General features: G+C 64.6%; 16 protein-coding genes and 1 tRNA gene. 3 read left to right on the top strand and 14 right to left on the bottom strand.

Annotation, left to right across the window (positions count from 1 at the left end):
• Positions 1 to 6 precede the first annotated feature (6 nt).
• From ABID26_RS14020 to ABID26_RS13970, 11 genes are all read right to left on the bottom strand, one after another.
• Entirely contained in the window at positions 7 to 1455 is a 1449-nt protein-coding gene (locus tag ABID26_RS14020; RefSeq protein ID WP_292367598.1) for a DUF1800 domain-containing protein, read from the bottom strand.
• 104 nt (positions 1456 to 1559) lie between these two features.
• Positions 1560 to 1844 (bottom strand): GCG_CRPN prefix-to-repeats domain-containing protein, encoded by a 285-nt coding sequence (locus ABID26_RS14015; protein WP_292303677.1) that lies wholly within the window; start codon positions 1842 to 1844, stop codon positions 1560 to 1562.
• 108 nt (positions 1845 to 1952) lie between these two features.
• Positions 1953 to 2381, bottom strand: a complete 429-nt coding sequence (locus tag ABID26_RS14010) for a periplasmic heavy metal sensor (RefSeq protein WP_354415867.1) — start codon at positions 2379 to 2381, stop codon at positions 1953 to 1955.
• A gap of 14 nt (positions 2382 to 2395) precedes the next feature.
• Positions 2396 to 2845 carry a hypothetical protein gene (locus tag ABID26_RS14005; RefSeq protein WP_292303681.1) on the bottom strand — a complete coding sequence of 150 codons (450 nt, stop codon included), beginning with the start codon at positions 2843 to 2845 and terminating at the stop codon, positions 2396 to 2398.
• A gap of 74 nt (positions 2846 to 2919) precedes the next feature.
• Complete coding sequence (locus ABID26_RS14000) at positions 2920 to 3462, bottom strand: RNA polymerase sigma factor (RefSeq protein WP_292303683.1); 543 nt, start codon at positions 3460 to 3462, stop codon at positions 2920 to 2922.
• Between the two features lie 45 nt (positions 3463 to 3507).
• Positions 3508 to 3939, bottom strand: a complete 432-nt coding sequence (locus ABID26_RS13995; RefSeq protein WP_354415866.1) for an EF-hand domain-containing protein — start codon at positions 3937 to 3939, stop codon at positions 3508 to 3510.
• A gap of 151 nt (positions 3940 to 4090) precedes the next feature.
• Positions 4091 to 4279: a YodC family protein gene (locus tag ABID26_RS13990; protein ID WP_126096380.1), complete on the bottom strand. Its 189-nt coding sequence runs from the start codon at positions 4277 to 4279 to the stop codon at positions 4091 to 4093.
• A 185-nt stretch (positions 4280 to 4464) separates the two neighbouring features.
• Positions 4465 to 4659, bottom strand: coding sequence for a Flp family type IVb pilin (locus tag ABID26_RS13985; protein ID WP_126096379.1), 195 nt, complete (start codon positions 4657 to 4659; stop codon positions 4465 to 4467).
• Between the two features lie 372 nt (positions 4660 to 5031).
• The gene (locus ABID26_RS13980) at positions 5032 to 6771 is read right to left on the bottom strand and encodes an adenylate/guanylate cyclase domain-containing protein (RefSeq protein ID WP_354415865.1); all 1740 of its coding nucleotides are present in this window, start codon (positions 6769 to 6771) and stop codon (positions 5032 to 5034) included.
• Positions 6772 to 7368: 597 nt separating this feature from the next.
• Positions 7369 to 8034, bottom strand: coding sequence for an outer membrane protein (locus ABID26_RS13975; RefSeq protein WP_292345931.1), 666 nt, complete (start codon positions 8032 to 8034; stop codon positions 7369 to 7371).
• Positions 8035 to 8271: 237 nt separating this feature from the next.
• A tRNA-Thr gene (locus ABID26_RS13970) sits at positions 8272 to 8347 on the bottom strand.
• A gap of 347 nt (positions 8348 to 8694) precedes the next feature.
• Here ABID26_RS13970 and ABID26_RS13965 point away from each other — a divergent pair.
• Together ABID26_RS13965 and ABID26_RS13960 are read left to right on the top strand one after the other, a co-directional pair.
• Positions 8695 to 9900, top strand: a complete 1206-nt coding sequence (locus tag ABID26_RS13965; RefSeq protein ID WP_126096376.1) for a hypothetical protein — start codon at positions 8695 to 8697, stop codon at positions 9898 to 9900.
• A 37-nt stretch (positions 9901 to 9937) separates the two neighbouring features.
• The gene (locus ABID26_RS13960; protein ID WP_292345934.1) at positions 9938 to 10360 is read left to right on the top strand and encodes a YybH family protein; all 423 of its coding nucleotides are present in this window, start codon (positions 9938 to 9940) and stop codon (positions 10358 to 10360) included.
• 106 nt (positions 10361 to 10466) lie between these two features.
• Here the strand turns inward: ABID26_RS13960 and ABID26_RS13955 are convergent, their stop codons facing one another.
• Together ABID26_RS13955 and ABID26_RS13950 are read right to left on the bottom strand one after the other, a co-directional pair.
• Positions 10467 to 12065 (bottom strand): cisplatin damage response ATP-dependent DNA ligase, encoded by a 1599-nt coding sequence (locus ABID26_RS13955; RefSeq protein WP_354415864.1) that lies wholly within the window; start codon positions 12063 to 12065, stop codon positions 10467 to 10469.
• 238 nt (positions 12066 to 12303) lie between these two features.
• Positions 12304 to 13314: a ligase-associated DNA damage response exonuclease gene (locus ABID26_RS13950; RefSeq protein ID WP_354415863.1), complete on the bottom strand. Its 1011-nt coding sequence runs from the start codon at positions 13312 to 13314 to the stop codon at positions 12304 to 12306.
• A gap of 254 nt (positions 13315 to 13568) precedes the next feature.
• Here ABID26_RS13950 and ABID26_RS13945 point away from each other — a divergent pair, with 254 nt between their 5' ends.
• Positions 13569 to 13955, top strand: a complete 387-nt coding sequence (locus ABID26_RS13945; RefSeq protein ID WP_292305013.1) for a hypothetical protein — start codon at positions 13569 to 13571, stop codon at positions 13953 to 13955.
• Here ABID26_RS13945 and ABID26_RS13940 read toward each other — a convergent pair.
• The gene (locus ABID26_RS13940) at positions 13949 to 14890 is read right to left on the bottom strand and encodes a 2-hydroxyacid dehydrogenase (RefSeq protein ID WP_354415862.1); all 942 of its coding nucleotides are present in this window, start codon (positions 14888 to 14890) and stop codon (positions 13949 to 13951) included. The genes ABID26_RS13945 and ABID26_RS13940 overlap by 7 nt on opposite strands.
• Between the last annotated feature and the right edge of the window lie 10 nt (positions 14891 to 14900).

Here is a 14900-nt window from a genome sequence, read left to right as displayed (position 1 = left end):
AGCTGTTCACCGGCGCTGGAATTCCGGGGCCATCAAAAGCAGCGCCAGGCCCTGTTGCTTGGATTCGGCGCGCGTGATCGCTTCGCGCGTTTCGGCCGAGGCGGAGGCGCCGACCAGGGCGTCGAGCAATTGGTCAGGATTGCCGATCTCGTCCGCCTGCTTCGCGGCCTGCCAGGCGATGTCGAGGCGCGTCTTCATCCCTTCGGCCGAAGCCCAATTGTCGGTCCGGTCGGGAAAGCCGTTCGGTCCGGGCGGCTGCCAAAGCGGCTCGCCCAATGCCCTTAGCCAGCCAAGCGTCCGTTGCGGTTCTTTGCCAGCGGAGGGGCCGACCGCCCGCCGCAAGGCCATGACATAGTCGAAGGGCGAGCGCAGCTTGGCCAGCGGCATCGACCAGGCTTCGGGTATATCCACAAGCGCGAGCGCCAGTGCACGGAGGTCGCCATCGGTCTTCGTAAAAACCGCGGCCAGATGTGCGACGGACTGTGGTGGCGGATCGTCGGCGATGAAATGGCGGGCGAGCTTGCCGGCGATGTGCCGCGCCGTAGCCGGGTGCTGGGCGATGTCGTTCAGCGCGGCCTCGGCCTGCCCCATGCCGCCGGCCGGGTAGGTCTTGCCAAGCAGGATGGCCTCGCCCGGCTGGTGCGCATTGGCGTTGAAGACGAAGCTGCCCGGCTCGCCGAGCCGCCCTTTCCGTCCCGCCATCGTCCAGCCGGTCAGCATGCCGGCAAAGCTGGTGACGTCGGCCTGGCTATAGCCGCTGCCGACACCCAGCGTGTGAAGCTCCAGGATCTCGCGGGCAAGGTTCTCGTTGAGACCGCGGCCGCGTCTTCTGCCGGCGCGAGATTCGGGGCCGATCGACTGCCGGTTGTCTAGGTAGGACAGCATCGCCGGATGATGCTCGACCGCCAGCAGCATGTCGACGAAGCGGCCGAGCACGAAAGGTCGGATCGCCTCGCGTTCGAAAGCGCCGGCGCTGGCCCGCACGATCTGACCCTTGGCGATCGAGACGCAGAAATGATTCGACCAGAAGCCGACCAGCCGCTCGACAAAGCCGGGACTGGCGTTGAGCGCCTTGTCGAGGCGGGCTTGCGCCTCGTCCCGATAGATGTCGGCCTCGACCGGCGGCACGGCCGGCTTGGCTTTTGCGTCAGTTGAGCTGTCCGCGGTGTCTGCGGCGGGCTGCATGGCGGACGCCGCCTCCCGCGCTGCCTTGCGTTCCGCGGCGGCGGCCATGCTGGCCTGAATCGCGGCGGTGCTGTCCAGCAGCCCGGCATTCCGTGAATCGCCGGCCGAGACAAGCGCGATGTCCTGCTGCTCGAGCTCCGCCTTGAGATAGCCGCGGGCGTCGGCCACGATCTTGAGGAGGTCGTCACCGCGCCTCGCGCCGAGCCCGAAACGGTTGAGCGCGATCAGGGCCGGATCGGTCTGAGCGGCATCTGAAACGGATTGAGCCAATGCAGCCTCCGTCGCGAAGCCGACGCAGATCGCGTCGGCGGCATGTCCTAATGGTCGAAAGATCTCACGATGCCGGCCTCGGCATCATGTGGCTGGCCAGCGCCTCACCAGCGGCGCCAGTGGTGCCAGCGGTGGTACGGATGCCAGGCCGGGCCGATATAGACCCTCGGTCCGCCCCAATAGTAATAGCCCGGATAGATCGCGCGGCGGTTGGGAACGCAGCGCCCCCAGCGGTTGGGGTGCCAGCCGGGACCGCAGCCCCAAGCCACATGCTCGACGAGCGCCGGTGCCGCGACCGGCGCGATCGGCATTGCCGAGGCAGCGCTTGCCGCGACTGCCCCGCCGACCGCGAGGACGGCAGCGAGCGAATATTTCGTCAGACCGTTCATGGGATACTCCCGAAGTTTATCGAGGTTGAAGAGAGCCCGTCCGCATTCGCGTGGCAGGCCTGTCCCTCTTTCCCTTGAACGGAAGTTGCCGGCGGTTTCCGTCGCTTGTCAGGGCGTATTTTTTGCAGGCGGCGGCCGCTGCCGGCCCACATGGCGCAGCAAGGCGTCGGCCAGCAGCTTACGGTCTTCCGGCGAGCTCGACGCCGCGAATTCGACGATGCGCTGCTCGAGCCGCGTGCGGATCGTGGCGTCGGCATTGCGCGCCCGCTCCAGGGCGGCGGCCAGAGCGTTGGCGTCGAGCGTCGGCTGCTGCAAAAGGTTGGCCGCGTCGCGCCGCGCCTGCTGCCCGTCGAGGATGACCGCGCGGGATTCGCGACGAACCTCGTGCAGTGCCTGGCGAAATGCCTTGCGGTCGTTGGCGGGAAGCTGCCCGCCTGCCGATTCCAGCGAATAACCCACGCCGGAACGGCCGATAAGCCAGCCCGCGCCGCCTGCCACGGCGCCGATCAGAAAGACGTTGAGCACCAGCGATGCCACGAAAAGACGGGTATTCATAGGTCCTCCGTGTCGGCATCGGGACCGGCATCGCCGAACGACGTTGCGTTGGCATCCATCGCATAATGGTCGGACGGGACGTCTGGCGTGACGACGGTGACCAGCGCCAGCCCGGCGACGGCGCCGGCGAGGCCGACACCGGCGAGCCCGAAGCCCAGCCACCAGAACCGGCGATGCCGGCCCCGCCTGACCTGCGTCATGGCACGTGCGACGATCTCGCCATGCAGCACCCGGCTTGGGGCTTCGATGTGATGACGGTCGAGGACGGCGTCGAGCCTGCCGGCGGTCGCTAAGATCGCGCGGCCCTCTTCGCTATTGGCAAACAGCGTGGCGGCAGCCTGCTCGGCCTGCGGCCAGCGATGCAGCGCGCTGCCATAGGCATCCGCCAGCGCGGCGAAGCGCCGGGCATCCATCCGCCCGTCGCCGGTCTTTTTCTCGTCAGCCATTTCGTTCCCCCTTCCACTCTTTCGGCATGGCCCCCCACGCTGCATCCCGCCGAACCGGCAAGTCCTTCCCTGTCTCAATCATCGCCATCGTCTCCGACGAGCAAGGCCTGCAGCGCGCGACGACCCCGCGCGAGCAGGCTTTCCAGCGCATCGACGCTGACCTGCATGGCGCCGGCGGCCTCGATGTTGGACATCTCCTGATAATAGACGAGCACGATCGCCTCGCGCTGGCGCGGCGCGATGCGCAGCAAGGCCTGCTGGACGCGCCGGCCTTCGTCTCCCGGAAGGGCGTCGGGAAGCGGTGCCTCATCGGCCACCTCCGGCAGTTCGTCCGTCGTCCATTCGCGGCGCCGCCGCAGCCGGTCGTAGCAGAGGTTGAGCGCCACCCGGTGGATCCAGGTGTCGAAACGCGCATGGCCCTGGCGCCAGCCGGAGGCATGGCGCCAGATGCGCACGAAGGTCTCCTGGGCGACGTCCTCGGCCTCGGCGGCGTCGCCGAGCATCCGTGTGGCGAGCGAGAGCACGCGCGGCAGCTTGCGCGCCACCATCGCCTGCACGGCGGCTTGGTCGCCGGCACCGATGCGCCGTACCAGTTCCTCGTCCGGATCGGCGCCCATCAGCCTGGGCGCTCCCAATGATCATCGTGCCGCATAACCTCTCGGTCATTGCTCCTGATTGGGAGCGGTTTTGTGGCCCGGCCTTTCGTCGGCGCCGAGCATGCCGTCGCCGTTCTTGTCGAGCCTGGCGAAGCGCTTGGCGAGGAAGGCGTCGAGCTCCGACTTGTCGACGAACCCGTCCTTGTTGGCATCCATGCGCGCGAAGGCTTTGGCCGGGTCGCCCTTGGCCTTGCGCTTTTCCTGGAATGCCGTCCATTCGGCGAGGCTGACCTTGCCGTCGCCGTCCGTGTCGGCGGCCATGAAGGCCTTCTCCCGGCGCGCTTCGAACTTTTCCAGCGTAACGCCGGGCTTGGCGGTCGCGGTCGTGCTTGGCGCCGGTTGGGCCGGTGCGGTGGCAGGGGTAGGCGTCGTTGTCTGGGCGGCCGCCGCGGCGGCCTGCAGGCCAAGGGCAACGACCAGGATAGTACGGCGGATCATGCTCTCATCTCCGGTTCGGCATGGCCGTTGGCGACCATGCTTCAGCCGTTAAACGCGGTTACGAGAGAAATCCGTCGGTCGCTTCCGACGAGACGATGAGAGGTCCGGCAAAAAGCCGGACCGGAGCCGACCCGAACGAGGGTGGGCCAAACTATTTCCGTTCTTCGACCACCACCAGCTGGTCCGGCTTGAAGCCGGCATGTTGCGGGGTCCAGACGTCGCCCTCGCGGTTGAACCAGTGGCACAGATAGGTGCCCGACGCCGCGCCGTCGCTGATGGTCATTTCGGGGCCTCCGGATTTCAGCCTGACGACGTCTCCGGTCTTGAAACTATTGGGCATTTCGACCTCCCATGCTGGGGCAATGAGTTTTCCACCAAACCTCAATCGCGACAATGGTCGATGTGCCTCGGACCGCCTGGCGCAGAAGCCCCGAATGATCATATCGACCCGCTTCGTGCTGTACGCAAAAAAGAGGTCGCCCACAGGCGACCTCAAAAAACCGTGCTGTAACAGGTAGGCAAAACTTACTTGGTAGCGCAGCCGCTCGCAGTTGGGTTGCTGACGCAACCTGCGATCGTCTCGAACTTGCTGTTGAGTGCCTTGCCGAGCGAATTTGCACCGACCATGATCGCCAGAGCGATCAGCGCCGCGATCAGGCCGTACTCGATTGCCGTTGCACCGGATTCGTTATTCTTGAAACGCTTGATGAGCTTGAACATTGGAAGGTTCCCTTGTTGCCCGTTGGTGACCTGCTCTAGCTATCAAGAAACGATTTTGAAGACCTTAATCGAATAAGTTAAGAATCTGTTACTTCGGCAAACGTTAACGTATAGATAAAATGGTGCATGAGTTGAACATCGAGAGCGAACTAGATAATTACAGAAATTACTAATATATAATGTAAGATGGTGCTAAAGAAAGGAATCGTGAATGTGCTCTCGATCCGACCTATATTCGCAGAGCCTGTCACCGAAAATGCTCGCGGAGTACGACAGGCGTTTCCCCGGTTGCTTCTTAAAATGTATCCGAAATATCGAAAGCGGTGGGCCATATACCCGTTAGAAAACAGGGAAACATCGCAACCTCGACGATCACTCCGGCACGCCGGCGATGCCCAGCGCCTCGACGTAACGCTCGGCGAACCCCTTGTCCTGCCACGGGTTGATCTGTCTCTGCAGGGTGAGCGTGAAGGTCGGGAACGCCTCCATCAGCCGCCGCGCCGCCGCCTGCGCCTCGTCCAGCCGGTTGAGTTTGACCAGCGCCATGATCACCACGCGGTGCGAGGAGCCGTAGTTCGGCATCTCGTGCAGCGCGCGTCCTCCCCATGCCAGCGCTTCCTCGTAGCGCTCGAGCATCAGGTAGCTCATCCCGATGCCGGAGAGCGCTATGCCCTTCTCGGGGTCGACCGGGCTCAGCCGCATTGCCCTGTGAAAATGCTCGATCGCGACGAGCGGGCGGCTGGCATGCGCGTTCACCCAGCCGCAGCCGGTATGGCCCTGCGCCGAATTGGGGTTGAGCAGCAGCGATCGTTCGATCGTGCCCAGCGCCATCTCGTACTCTTTCGCGCTGTAGGCGATCACCTGCGCGGCGAAGCGTAGGCTCGTGGGGTCGTCGCGCGCTTCCGCCAGGACCTCGCGCGCCATGCGCGCGGCGACCCTGGTATCGTCGGGCTCGTGCCAGCACTGGCTCACGGATAGGCTGCGGATATAGGCGCCGAGTGCCTTCGCCAGGTTGAAGCAGGGGTCGATGCTGAGCGCCTCGTTGGTGAGCCGCCGCACGTCGGCAAAGCCTTCGCGCGTCATGCTGTAGAAGCGCGGCAGCGCGCGAAGGTAGAGGTCGTAGGCGCTGATGTAGTCGGTCGGCTTCATGCGCGCCTGCTTGATCTCCTCCAGCCGGATGCTCGGCTCGACAGCGCCGACGACGCTCTCGGTCACCTTGTCCTGCAGGTCGAAGATGTCGCTCACGTCGCCCTCGAAGCGGTCGGTCCAGACATGGTGTCCGCTGATCGCGTCCACCAACTGCCCACTGATGCGCACCCGCGATCCGGCTCTGCGGATGCTGCCTTCGAGCACGTAGCGGACGCCCAACTCGCGCCCGACCTGGCGCAGGTCCACCGCCCGGCCCTTGTAGGTGAAGGACGAGTTGCGGGCGATCACGAAGAAGGAGTTCACCCGGCTCAATCCCGTGATGATGTCCTCCACCAGCCCGTCGGCGAAGTATTCCTGGTCGGGGTCGCCGCTCATGTTGGTGAAAGGCAGAACCGCGATCGAGGGTTTCTCGGGCAAGGGAGGCGGTGCAGCCGCCGAGGCGTCGGGCTCGACGCGGTAGGCGCGCACAGGCCGCTCGATGTTCTTGAGGCGCAGGTTGCCGAGCGGCGTGAAGCCGCAGTCGAGCTTGCCTTGCAGGTGGTCGTAGGCGGTGCCCGAGACGACCACGGTGCCGGGATCGGCGATGCCTTCGAGGCGGGCGGCGATGTTGACCCCGTCGCCGTAGAGGTCGCCGTCCTCCTCGCAGACGACGTCGCCGAGATTGACGCCGATGCGCAAGCGAATCCGTTCTTCCTCTGGCGTCTCCGCCTCGTGTTCTGCCAGGGCCTGCTGGATCGCCATCGCCGAGGTCACCGCGTTGACGACGCTCGCGAATTCGCAGAGCATGCCGTCGCCGGTAAGTTTGACGATCCGACCCTGGTTCTCGGAGACCAGCGGTTCGAGGAGGTCCCTGCGGTAGGTCTTCAGCCGCTCGAGCGTGCCGCGCTCGTCGCGCTCCGTCAGGCGCGAATAGCCGACCACGTCGCAAGCCAGGATCGCTGCGAGGTGGCGCTGCGTGGCCATTGCACTGCTCAGCCAAGCGCCTGCGCGCGGGCCGCCCCGTGTCCACGTCCTGCCAGCTTCCATACGCCCCACCTGCATGGTGTCCATCTTTCCCAGTCTCCGCTCGTCGCTGGAACGGAGAACGCGGCTTGACCTTGCCTTCACGAGCTTTCGCTATCCCGCTTGCCAGGCGTGGAGCGTTCCAGTGGCGCGCTGACAGCCAGCCGACGACACGCCCACGCAGCCTCTGGGGACGCCGACGCGCCACTTCCAGAAGGCCGGGGATGTTGCCTGCCCTGTGTAACCGGTTGACGCCACCGTGGCCGTGCTTTTGTTTCGGGCATCACACCAAATGTTGGCGCTTGGTCTACATCCATGTCACGCCTGAGTGGGAAGGCGAGGCCCGGCATGGCGCACCCATCGATACCGACTGCAACGATTGCCCGCGCCCTTTGTTTCAGGACGCGCCTATAACGCAACCATGAAAATGACAGCGACTTACGACGTCGGCGGCGAGTATCCTCACGCTCGTCAAAGCGATGGCGAGCGACGTTTCCATCGCCGATCTGCCGCCCGCCAACAAATGCCGGCGGGCTTCAACGACTTCAAGCGATTAAATCAAAAGCGGTAGTTCAGGCTCAGAGAAACCGTATGGGTGCTGGGCTTCACGAATGTCGGGCCGACGCCTTGTTCTCCCTCGAAATTGTGATCCGAGAAATGCGCGTATGCGTAATCCGCGCCGATGACCCACTTATCATTGAGCGCGTAATCGGCGCCGACGCCGATCGTCCAGCCGGTATAAGTCCGGTCAAACTTGGCATCTCCAAAACCGAGAACGCTGTATCCGGTATCGTGCAGGTGCAGGAAGGCCACGCCACCCTTAACATAGGGGAGGATATTGCCCATCGCATATCCAGCCTTCGCAACGATGTCGCCTTGCCAATCGGCAGCGGTCTCGAACGTTTCAGTGTCGATCGTCGGCACCGTCTTCTTGTTGAACACCGCAACCAGCCGCGCTTCCGCTCCGAGCACGAAATTGTTGTCGAACTGGTACTGATAGCCCACTTGGCCGCCAATCGAAGCCGACGTGCTATCGCCATCATATCCGGGGGGATCATAATTGGGGATCGTCACATCGCCCTTGAGAAAATTGACGCCGGCCACAGCGCCGATATAGGCGCCTGTCCAATTGTAGGACGTGGGCTCGACTGACAATGCATCCGCAGCAAAGGCTGACGAACAAGCCCCAAAAAGAATTGCCGCGGTGAGTAGAACCTTCCTCATAACTCGCTATCGCCCCCGATCCGCCATTGCATCTAAGGGTTGATAGCATGGCTTTCAAGGTTGCGCTGTAACACAGCGGCAACAGTGGCGGTGGAGGATGCGTGGCGAGAGATTGCATTCCGACACCGTGAGCAAGGCAGCATGGTGCTGGTCATCCTGCTCACCGTCCGCGGTAGGTAGTTTCTGTGCGGTTTCTGTACAAAACCGTCGAGCGGATCAGCTTAGTCGTTGAATTTTTGGTGCCGCTTGCGTGACTCGAACACGCGACCCCATCATTACGAATGATGTGCTCTACCAACTGAGCTAAAGCGGCCCTGGAAGCAGCTCAGCTTCCAAGATGCGCTGCGTGATAGACTCAACCGCCAGCTAATTCAAGATGGCTGGCGGCGAAATCCTGTGTCGATGCGCGGCAATTCCGGTCGGCTGCCGCCGCACGACGGCCTCCGTCGTCCGCCGCGGCGGCTCGCCAGTTCACCGGCGGCTGGCGTCCGGTCCGCTGAAGCCGATCCGGTGACGGTGACAAAAAATGTTGATTCTTCAACAAAAAACGCCGAAATGGGCTTTGGATGCGTCGGCAAGGCTGCCGCTCGCCCGTTGATTGATTGGTCGCCTGCGGCTAACGATCGATGAACTGTGAGCGAACGCGCAGAGGGAGCTCGCTTGGACGCCATCGAGAAAGCGATCCGCAACGCCTTCGAGAAAGGCAATGCCGAGGACCGGGCGTTTCGCGAGAAGGTCTATCGCTCGGCCTTTGCCGCGCTGGATCGCGTCCTGCAGGCCAATCCGAATGTGACGGTGGAGGCCGCCATCAACCGCCGCAAGGCGGTGCAGGCCAAGATCGCCGAGATCGAATCCGAATTCCTGCCGGCCGTCCAGGCAATCCCGGACGTCATGCTCCCGTCCGAGAGCGGTGCGCCCGCTGGTAATGCCGCGCCGGCCCCGTCGGTGGACACGCCGGCCCGGTCTCCGGCGCCGTCAGTGGACGAGCCGCGACAGGCGCCGAACCAGGCGTCGTCGTCGCCGTCGATCACCGTCGATGGTCCGGTGCAGCCCGAAGCTTCGGACGCGCCGCGCTCGCGCGTGCTGCCCCGCGTGCCCGACATCATGCCGGACGAGGCGCTTCCCGATGCGCCCACCCTCGACGATTCTCCTGGATCCTCCGTCGGCAACGGCGCCGAAGTGGCGCCGGACCGCGATGAACGGCGGATCAGGGGCCGGCGCCTGCCGCTGACGGCGATCTTCGTCGTCGCGACGCTTGCCGCCGCTGCCGGTATCGGTCTCTATTTCGCGAAGCAGACCGGCGTCTTCAAGACGGCGGCTGAGCTCAACACCGGTCCGCCGGAAGCGCCGCCGACGCTGGAAGGGGAGGATTCCTCGCAGCCCGCCGACGCCGGCTCGCCGGAAAAGCCGGGCGAGGCGGATCAATCGAAGAACTGGATCAACGTGTTCCTGCCCAGCGATCCGACCCATGTCAGCACGCCGTCCGACGCCAGCGCCGACGTGATGAAGGACGACACCGGCCAGTTCCTGCGCATCCGTTCCGGCGCGTCCGGCTCGGCGATCGCCTTCGACGTTGGACAGGGCGTCTTGGAAAAGCTCGCCGGCAAGCATGCCATGTTCGACATCATCGCCCGCTCGGAGGAGGGCAAGGAGACGCAGATCTCGGTCGACTGTAATTTCGGCGAGTTCGGCGATTGCGGCCGCAAGCGCTACGCTGTCGGCCACGAGCGCAACGAATACCTGTTCGACGTGCAGTTTCCGGACAAGCATCCGGGCGCCGCCGGTACCATTGCCGTCAATTCCGACTTCGACAAGCAGGGCAAGTCCGTCGACATCTACGAGATCCGCGTCTCGATCGCGGAATAGCCTCCGCACTGCCGTCGTTCCTGCTGTAGGAGCCGCGATGGAGGAGACAATGAATGCTTCTAGTCCCCAGACAGGAGACGCCGGACAGATTCGCGCGCTGATCGAGCAATGGGCCGAGGCGGTGCGCCGCAAGGACATGGATGGCATTCTGCGGCACCACGCCCCGGATTTCATCATGTTCGACGTGCCGCCTCCGCTGCAGTCAAAAGGTATCGAGGCTTATCGCGACACTTGGCCCTTGTTCTTCGGAGCTTCACCAAACCCGCCTGTGTTCGATATCGTCGATCTGAAGATCAGGGCAGGCGCCGAAGTGGCGTTCGCTGTCGCGCTGATGCGGTGCGTACTCGTCACGCAAACCGAGTCCAGTGATCTCGATTTCCGGCTGACCATCTGTTTCGAGAAAATCGCAGGACAGTGGACCTTCATGCACGAGCACCACTCCGTCCCGGCGATCGACTGACCTTAAAGCGCGTCGCGTCGAAACGGATTCAGGCGACGCGCTTTAGGTCTTTGTTTTGATGCATGTCGTTCCCCCAAAACCGCTGCGCACTTTTGGGCGACATGCATTAATCGAGCAGCGCCTGCAGCGTCTCGATGCGGTCGGCCTCGGCTGCCGGCTTGTCCCAGCGCAGCCGCGAAATGCGGGGAAAGCGCATGGCGACGCCCGATTTGTGCCGGGTGGAGCGGTTGAGGCCCTCGAACGCCACTTCCAGCACCAGCCCGTTCTGGCGGTCGGCGCGCACCGAGCGCACCGGCCCGAACCGCTCGATGGTGTTGTCACGGACATATTTGTCGATCTGACGCAGCTCCTCGTCGGTGAAGCCGAAATAGGCCTTGCCGACCGGCACCAGCTCTTCCGACCCCTCCGGGCCTGCCCAGACGCCGAAAGTATAATCGGAGTAAAAGCTCGAGCGCTTGCCGTGGCCGCGCTGCGCATACATCAGCACCGCGTCCACCGTGTGCGGATCGCGCTTCCACTTGAACCACGGGCCTTTCGGCCGGCCGGCGAGATAGGGCGAATCCCAGCGCTTCAGCATCACCCCTTCGATGATCGGATGCGGCGGCGCCTGGCGCAGCCGCTCCAGCGTTTCCCAGTCCGCAAATGCGACCAGCGGCGACAGATCGAAGCGGCTAGGGTCGAGGGTGCCGACGAAGGCTTCGAGCCGTGTCCGGCGCTCGGCGAAGGGGAGGCCGCGCAAATCCTCGCCGTTGATCTGCAGCGCGTCGTAGCAGCGCATGAAGGCCGGGTATTGCTCCTGGATTTTTGGCGACACGCTCTTGCGGTTCAGCCGCTGCTGCAGGTCGGAGAAGGTTCCGGTCGCCTCGCGCGGGTCGCCGACCAAGAGCTCGCCGTCGAGCGCCGCCTCGAAATCCATGGCCGCGGCAAGGTCCGGGAAAGCGCCGGAAACATCGTCGCCGGTGCGCGAATAGAGCCGGCGGATGCCGCCTTCGCAGGCAGCCTGCACGCGGATGCCGTCCCACTTCCACTCCGCCGCATAGTCGGCCGGATCGAGCTTTTCGAGATCGCCGTCATCGACGGCATTGGAAAGCATCACTGGCCGGAACAGCGCGAGCGCGGCGCTCCTCGGCTTTTCCGCGCGGCCCTCCAGCCAGGCGAACAGCTCGGTGTAAGGCGGCGTCAGCCCGTGCCAGAGCTCCTCGATCTCGACGACCTCGACTTGGCCGAGATCGGCCAGCGCCTGCTTGGCGAGCCGCGCCGAAACGCCGATGCGCAGGCCGCCGGTGACCAGCTTGATGATGGCGAAGCGGGCCGAAATGCTGGCGCTGTCGAGCAGCCGCGCCAGCACTTGCGGCCCGTCGGAGCGGCTCGCCGCCTGCAGCTTGCCGACCACCTCGGCCAGCGTCGGCGCATGGTTCGGGAGATGGCCGGCCGGTTGCGGCCAGACCAGCGACACGGTCTCGGCGAGGTCGCCGACATAGTCGTAGGAATAGCCGAACAGCACCGGGTCCATGCGCTCGGTGACCAGCGCGCGCAGCATCGCCGGCTTCACCGCCGCGATCGAGAGGTCGCCGGTGATCGCCGCCAGCGCCAGTCCCCGGTCGGGATCCTCGACGCCGCGAAAATAGTCGGTAAGCAGCGTCAGCTTGCCGTTGCGCGACGGCGTCAGCACAAGCCGGTCGAGGAGCTCGGCGAAGCGGTTCATGGCTGGATGCACCACGCCAATAGCGAAAGCCGGCGCGCGGCACCCCCCTCTGGCCTGCCGGCCATCTCCCCCTCAAGGGGGGAGATCAGATGTCGCGCCGGCTTTCGCCAATCTCCGGCGTTGCGGGTGATGCGCCGGCGCCGAAGCTGCCAATCTCCCCCCTTGAGGGGGAGATGTCCGGCAGGACAGAGGGGGGTCTCGTAGAACTCGGCGGCGACGATTGGCGATCCCTGGTGCATCAATCGCCCTCGTCCTCGTACCCCACCAGATGCAGCGGCCTCGCCGCGATGCCCTCCAGCTCGCACCAGCGCACCAGCGCCTCCTCGCGGCCATGCGTCACCCAGATTTCCTCCGCGCCTGTTTCCTTGATCGTGGCGGTCAGTTCGTCCCAGTCGCCATGGTCGGAAATGATCAGCGGCAGCTCGACGCCGCCTTGCTTGGCGCGCTGGCGGATACGCATCCAGCCCGAGGCGAAGCACGAGATCGGATCGGGGAAGCGCCGCGCCCAGCGGTCGGCGAAGGCAGCCGGCGGACCGACGACGATGGCGCCTGCGAAATCGGCCTTGCCGCCGCTCTCGACCGTCGCCGGCTCCAGCCTGCCGAGATCGATGCCCTGGCTTTGGTAATACTCGCTGAGCTTGGCCAACGCGCCGTGGATGAAGATCGGCCGGTCGTAGCCGGCGTCGCGCAACAGGCGCATGACACGCTGCGCCTTGCCGAGCGCATAGGCGCCGATCAGATGCGAACGCTCGGGAAACTGCGCCGCCGATTTGAGCACGCGCGCGATCTCCTCGTGGTCCGGCGGATGCCGGAACACCGGCAGGCCGAAGGTAGCCTCGGTGATGAAGACGTCGCACGCGACCGGCTCGAACGGCCGGCATGTGGCGTCCTTCTGGCGCTTGTAGTCGCCGGAGGCGACGATGCGCATGCCTTGGTGCTCGACGGCGATCTGCGCCGAACCAAGCACATGGCCGGCCGGATGGAAAGTGACGGAGACGCCGTTGATATCAGTCGTCTCGCCGAGGATGGCCGCCTGCGTCGTCCCGGCAAAATCCTCGCCGTAGCGCAATCCCATGATGTCGAGCGTCTCTTGAGTGGCGAGCACCGAACGGTGGCCGGAGCGGGCATGGTCGGAATGGCCGTGCGTGATCAGCGCACGACCCACCGGCCGCACCGGGTCGATGAAGAAATCGCCTGGCGGGCAGTAGAGCCCTTCCGGCCGTGGCTTGAGCAGGTCGCTGGCGCGCATGGCTTGAAGATAATGGCAAAATTTGCCGCGGGAAGCCTGTTGCAAGAGACTGCTGACTCGTCATACACGCTGCCGTCGGCTCGGTCGCCGGTCTGTCGTGACCGGGAAGGGCCATGCGGTATAAAGGATCATCAAGGGAGCGTTCCTTCACACCCCCTCTGTCCCGCCGACCTTGTATTAATCCTCTGCTCGCGAAAAAGCCCGAATCGCATGTCGGGGTTACGCGTGGGGCGGATACCGCACGGAGGGATACCATGCGCTGGACCATGGTTGTGTTGGCGTCTTGCCTGATGACGGCCGGCTGCGTCGGCGGCTCGTCGATGGCCGAACGCCAGGACGAGAATATCCAGTCCTCGCTGCAATATGACGGCGTGCCATGCGACCAATTGTTGGCGCAGCGCAATCAGGTGGCGCAGCAAAACAATCTGCCGATCACCGCCAAGCCGACCTTCTCGAACCCAGCTATGGGTTTCGGCCCGTTCACGCCGGACATGCGCTCCAAGGCGCGGCGCGACGCCGACAAGGCGAGCGGCGAGATCGACGCCATGAGCCGCTCGATCGAGCGCCGCGACTGCGGCAAGCCGAAGAAGAAGGACAAGTTCGCGCTGCCGGGCTCGAAGCCGGCTTCGCCAGCTCAGTAACCCGCTTCGCGGTCGACCAGATTTTCGAGTTTTTCGCCGCGCTCGAACGCGTCCATCTGCCGAAGCATGATCGGCACCAGATGTGTCGGGTCCGAGGTCGCCGCCGCATGCGGCGTCACGAACACTTTCGGATGGCTCCACAGCGGGCTTGTCTTCGGCAGCGGCTCGACCTCGAACACGTCGAGGCTCGCTTCCTTCAGCGTGCCATCGGTGAGCGCGCGCAGGATGTCGGCGTCCTTCTGCAGCCGGCCGCGCCCGGCATTGATCAGCACCGCGCCGCCGAGGCCGTTGCGCCTGCGCAATTCCTTCAGCACGCCGTAGTTGATGATGCCTTGCGTGTTGGGGGTGAGCGGCAGCAGCACCACCAGGATGTCGGTGGCGTTGAGGAAAGGGATCAGCCCCGCTTCGCCGGCATAGGTCGAAACGCCCTTCATCGGCCGCTCGTTCCGCGACCAGCCATTGATCGCGAAGCCGAGCGAGAGCAGCACCGATGCCGCGGCGCGGCCGAGATTGCCAAGACCCATGATGCCGACGGAGATGTCTTCCGCCGGCCGCTGCGGCAGCTCGCGCCAGATCTTCTTCTGCTGCTGCGCGCGGTAGAGCATGCTCTGGCGATGGTGGTCGAGCACCCGCCAGACGACATATTCGGTCATGTGCTGGGTGAGATTGTCGGCGACGACCCTGACGATCGGCACGTCGGGCAGGCCGGGATCGGCGAAGATATGGTCGACGCCGGCGCCGATCGAGAAGATGGCGCGCAAATTGGGCAGCCTCGACAAGAGATTGGGCTTCTGCTTCCAAACCACCGCATAGGCAATCGACGGATCGGTAGGGCCATCAGGCTCCAGCACCACTTCGCGCTCGGCCGCGAGCAGTTCGCGCCAATGCTGTGGGTGAAAGCCGGTGAGGGCAAGCAGGACTTTGCCTTTTTCCATTCGCGGATGT

Origin of the sequence: Mesorhizobium shonense, from assembly GCF_040545255.1 — a bacterium.
In the GTDB taxonomy this organism is placed as follows: Bacteria; Pseudomonadota; Alphaproteobacteria; order Rhizobiales; family Rhizobiaceae; genus Mesorhizobium; species Mesorhizobium shonense.
This window is presented reverse-complemented; position numbering and strand designations above follow the sequence as displayed.

What these genes read in the sequence shown, in the direction of transcription:
- ABID26_RS14015 (WP_292303677.1), bottom strand. Translation starts at nt 1,844, where the DNA reads ATGAACGGTCTGACGAAATATTCGCTCGCTGCCGTCCTCGCGGTCGGC.
- ABID26_RS14005 (WP_292303681.1), bottom strand. Translation starts at nt 2,845, where the DNA reads ATGGCTGACGAGAAAAAGACCGGCGACGGGCGGATGGATGCCCGGCGC.
- ABID26_RS14000 (WP_292303683.1), bottom strand. Translation starts at nt 3,462, where the DNA reads ATGGGCGCCGATCCGGACGAGGAACTGGTACGGCGCATCGGTGCCGGC.
- ABID26_RS13995 (WP_354415866.1), bottom strand. Translation starts at nt 3,939, where the DNA reads ATGATCCGCCGTACTATCCTGGTCGTTGCCCTTGGCCTGCAGGCCGCC.
- ABID26_RS13990 (WP_126096380.1), bottom strand. Translation starts at nt 4,279, where the DNA reads ATGCCCAATAGTTTCAAGACCGGAGACGTCGTCAGGCTGAAATCCGGA.
- ABID26_RS13985 (WP_126096379.1), bottom strand. Translation starts at nt 4,659, where the DNA reads ATGTTCAAGCTCATCAAGCGTTTCAAGAATAACGAATCCGGTGCAACG.
- ABID26_RS13980 (WP_354415865.1), bottom strand. Translation starts at nt 6,771, where the DNA reads ATGGCCACGCAGCGCCACCTCGCAGCGATCCTGGCTTGCGACGTGGTC.
- ABID26_RS13975 (WP_292345931.1), bottom strand. Translation starts at nt 8,034, where the DNA reads ATGAGGAAGGTTCTACTCACCGCGGCAATTCTTTTTGGGGCTTGTTCG.
- ABID26_RS13960 (WP_292345934.1), top strand. Translation starts at nt 9,938, where the DNA reads ATGGAGGAGACAATGAATGCTTCTAGTCCCCAGACAGGAGACGCCGGA.
- ABID26_RS13955 (WP_354415864.1), bottom strand. Translation starts at nt 12,065, where the DNA reads ATGAACCGCTTCGCCGAGCTCCTCGACCGGCTTGTGCTGACGCCGTCG.
- ABID26_RS13950 (WP_354415863.1), bottom strand. Translation starts at nt 13,314, where the DNA reads ATGCGCGCCAGCGACCTGCTCAAGCCACGGCCGGAAGGGCTCTACTGC.
- ABID26_RS13945 (WP_292305013.1), top strand. Translation starts at nt 13,569, where the DNA reads ATGCGCTGGACCATGGTTGTGTTGGCGTCTTGCCTGATGACGGCCGGC.
- ABID26_RS13940 (WP_354415862.1), bottom strand. Translation starts at nt 14,890, where the DNA reads ATGGAAAAAGGCAAAGTCCTGCTTGCCCTCACCGGCTTTCACCCACAG.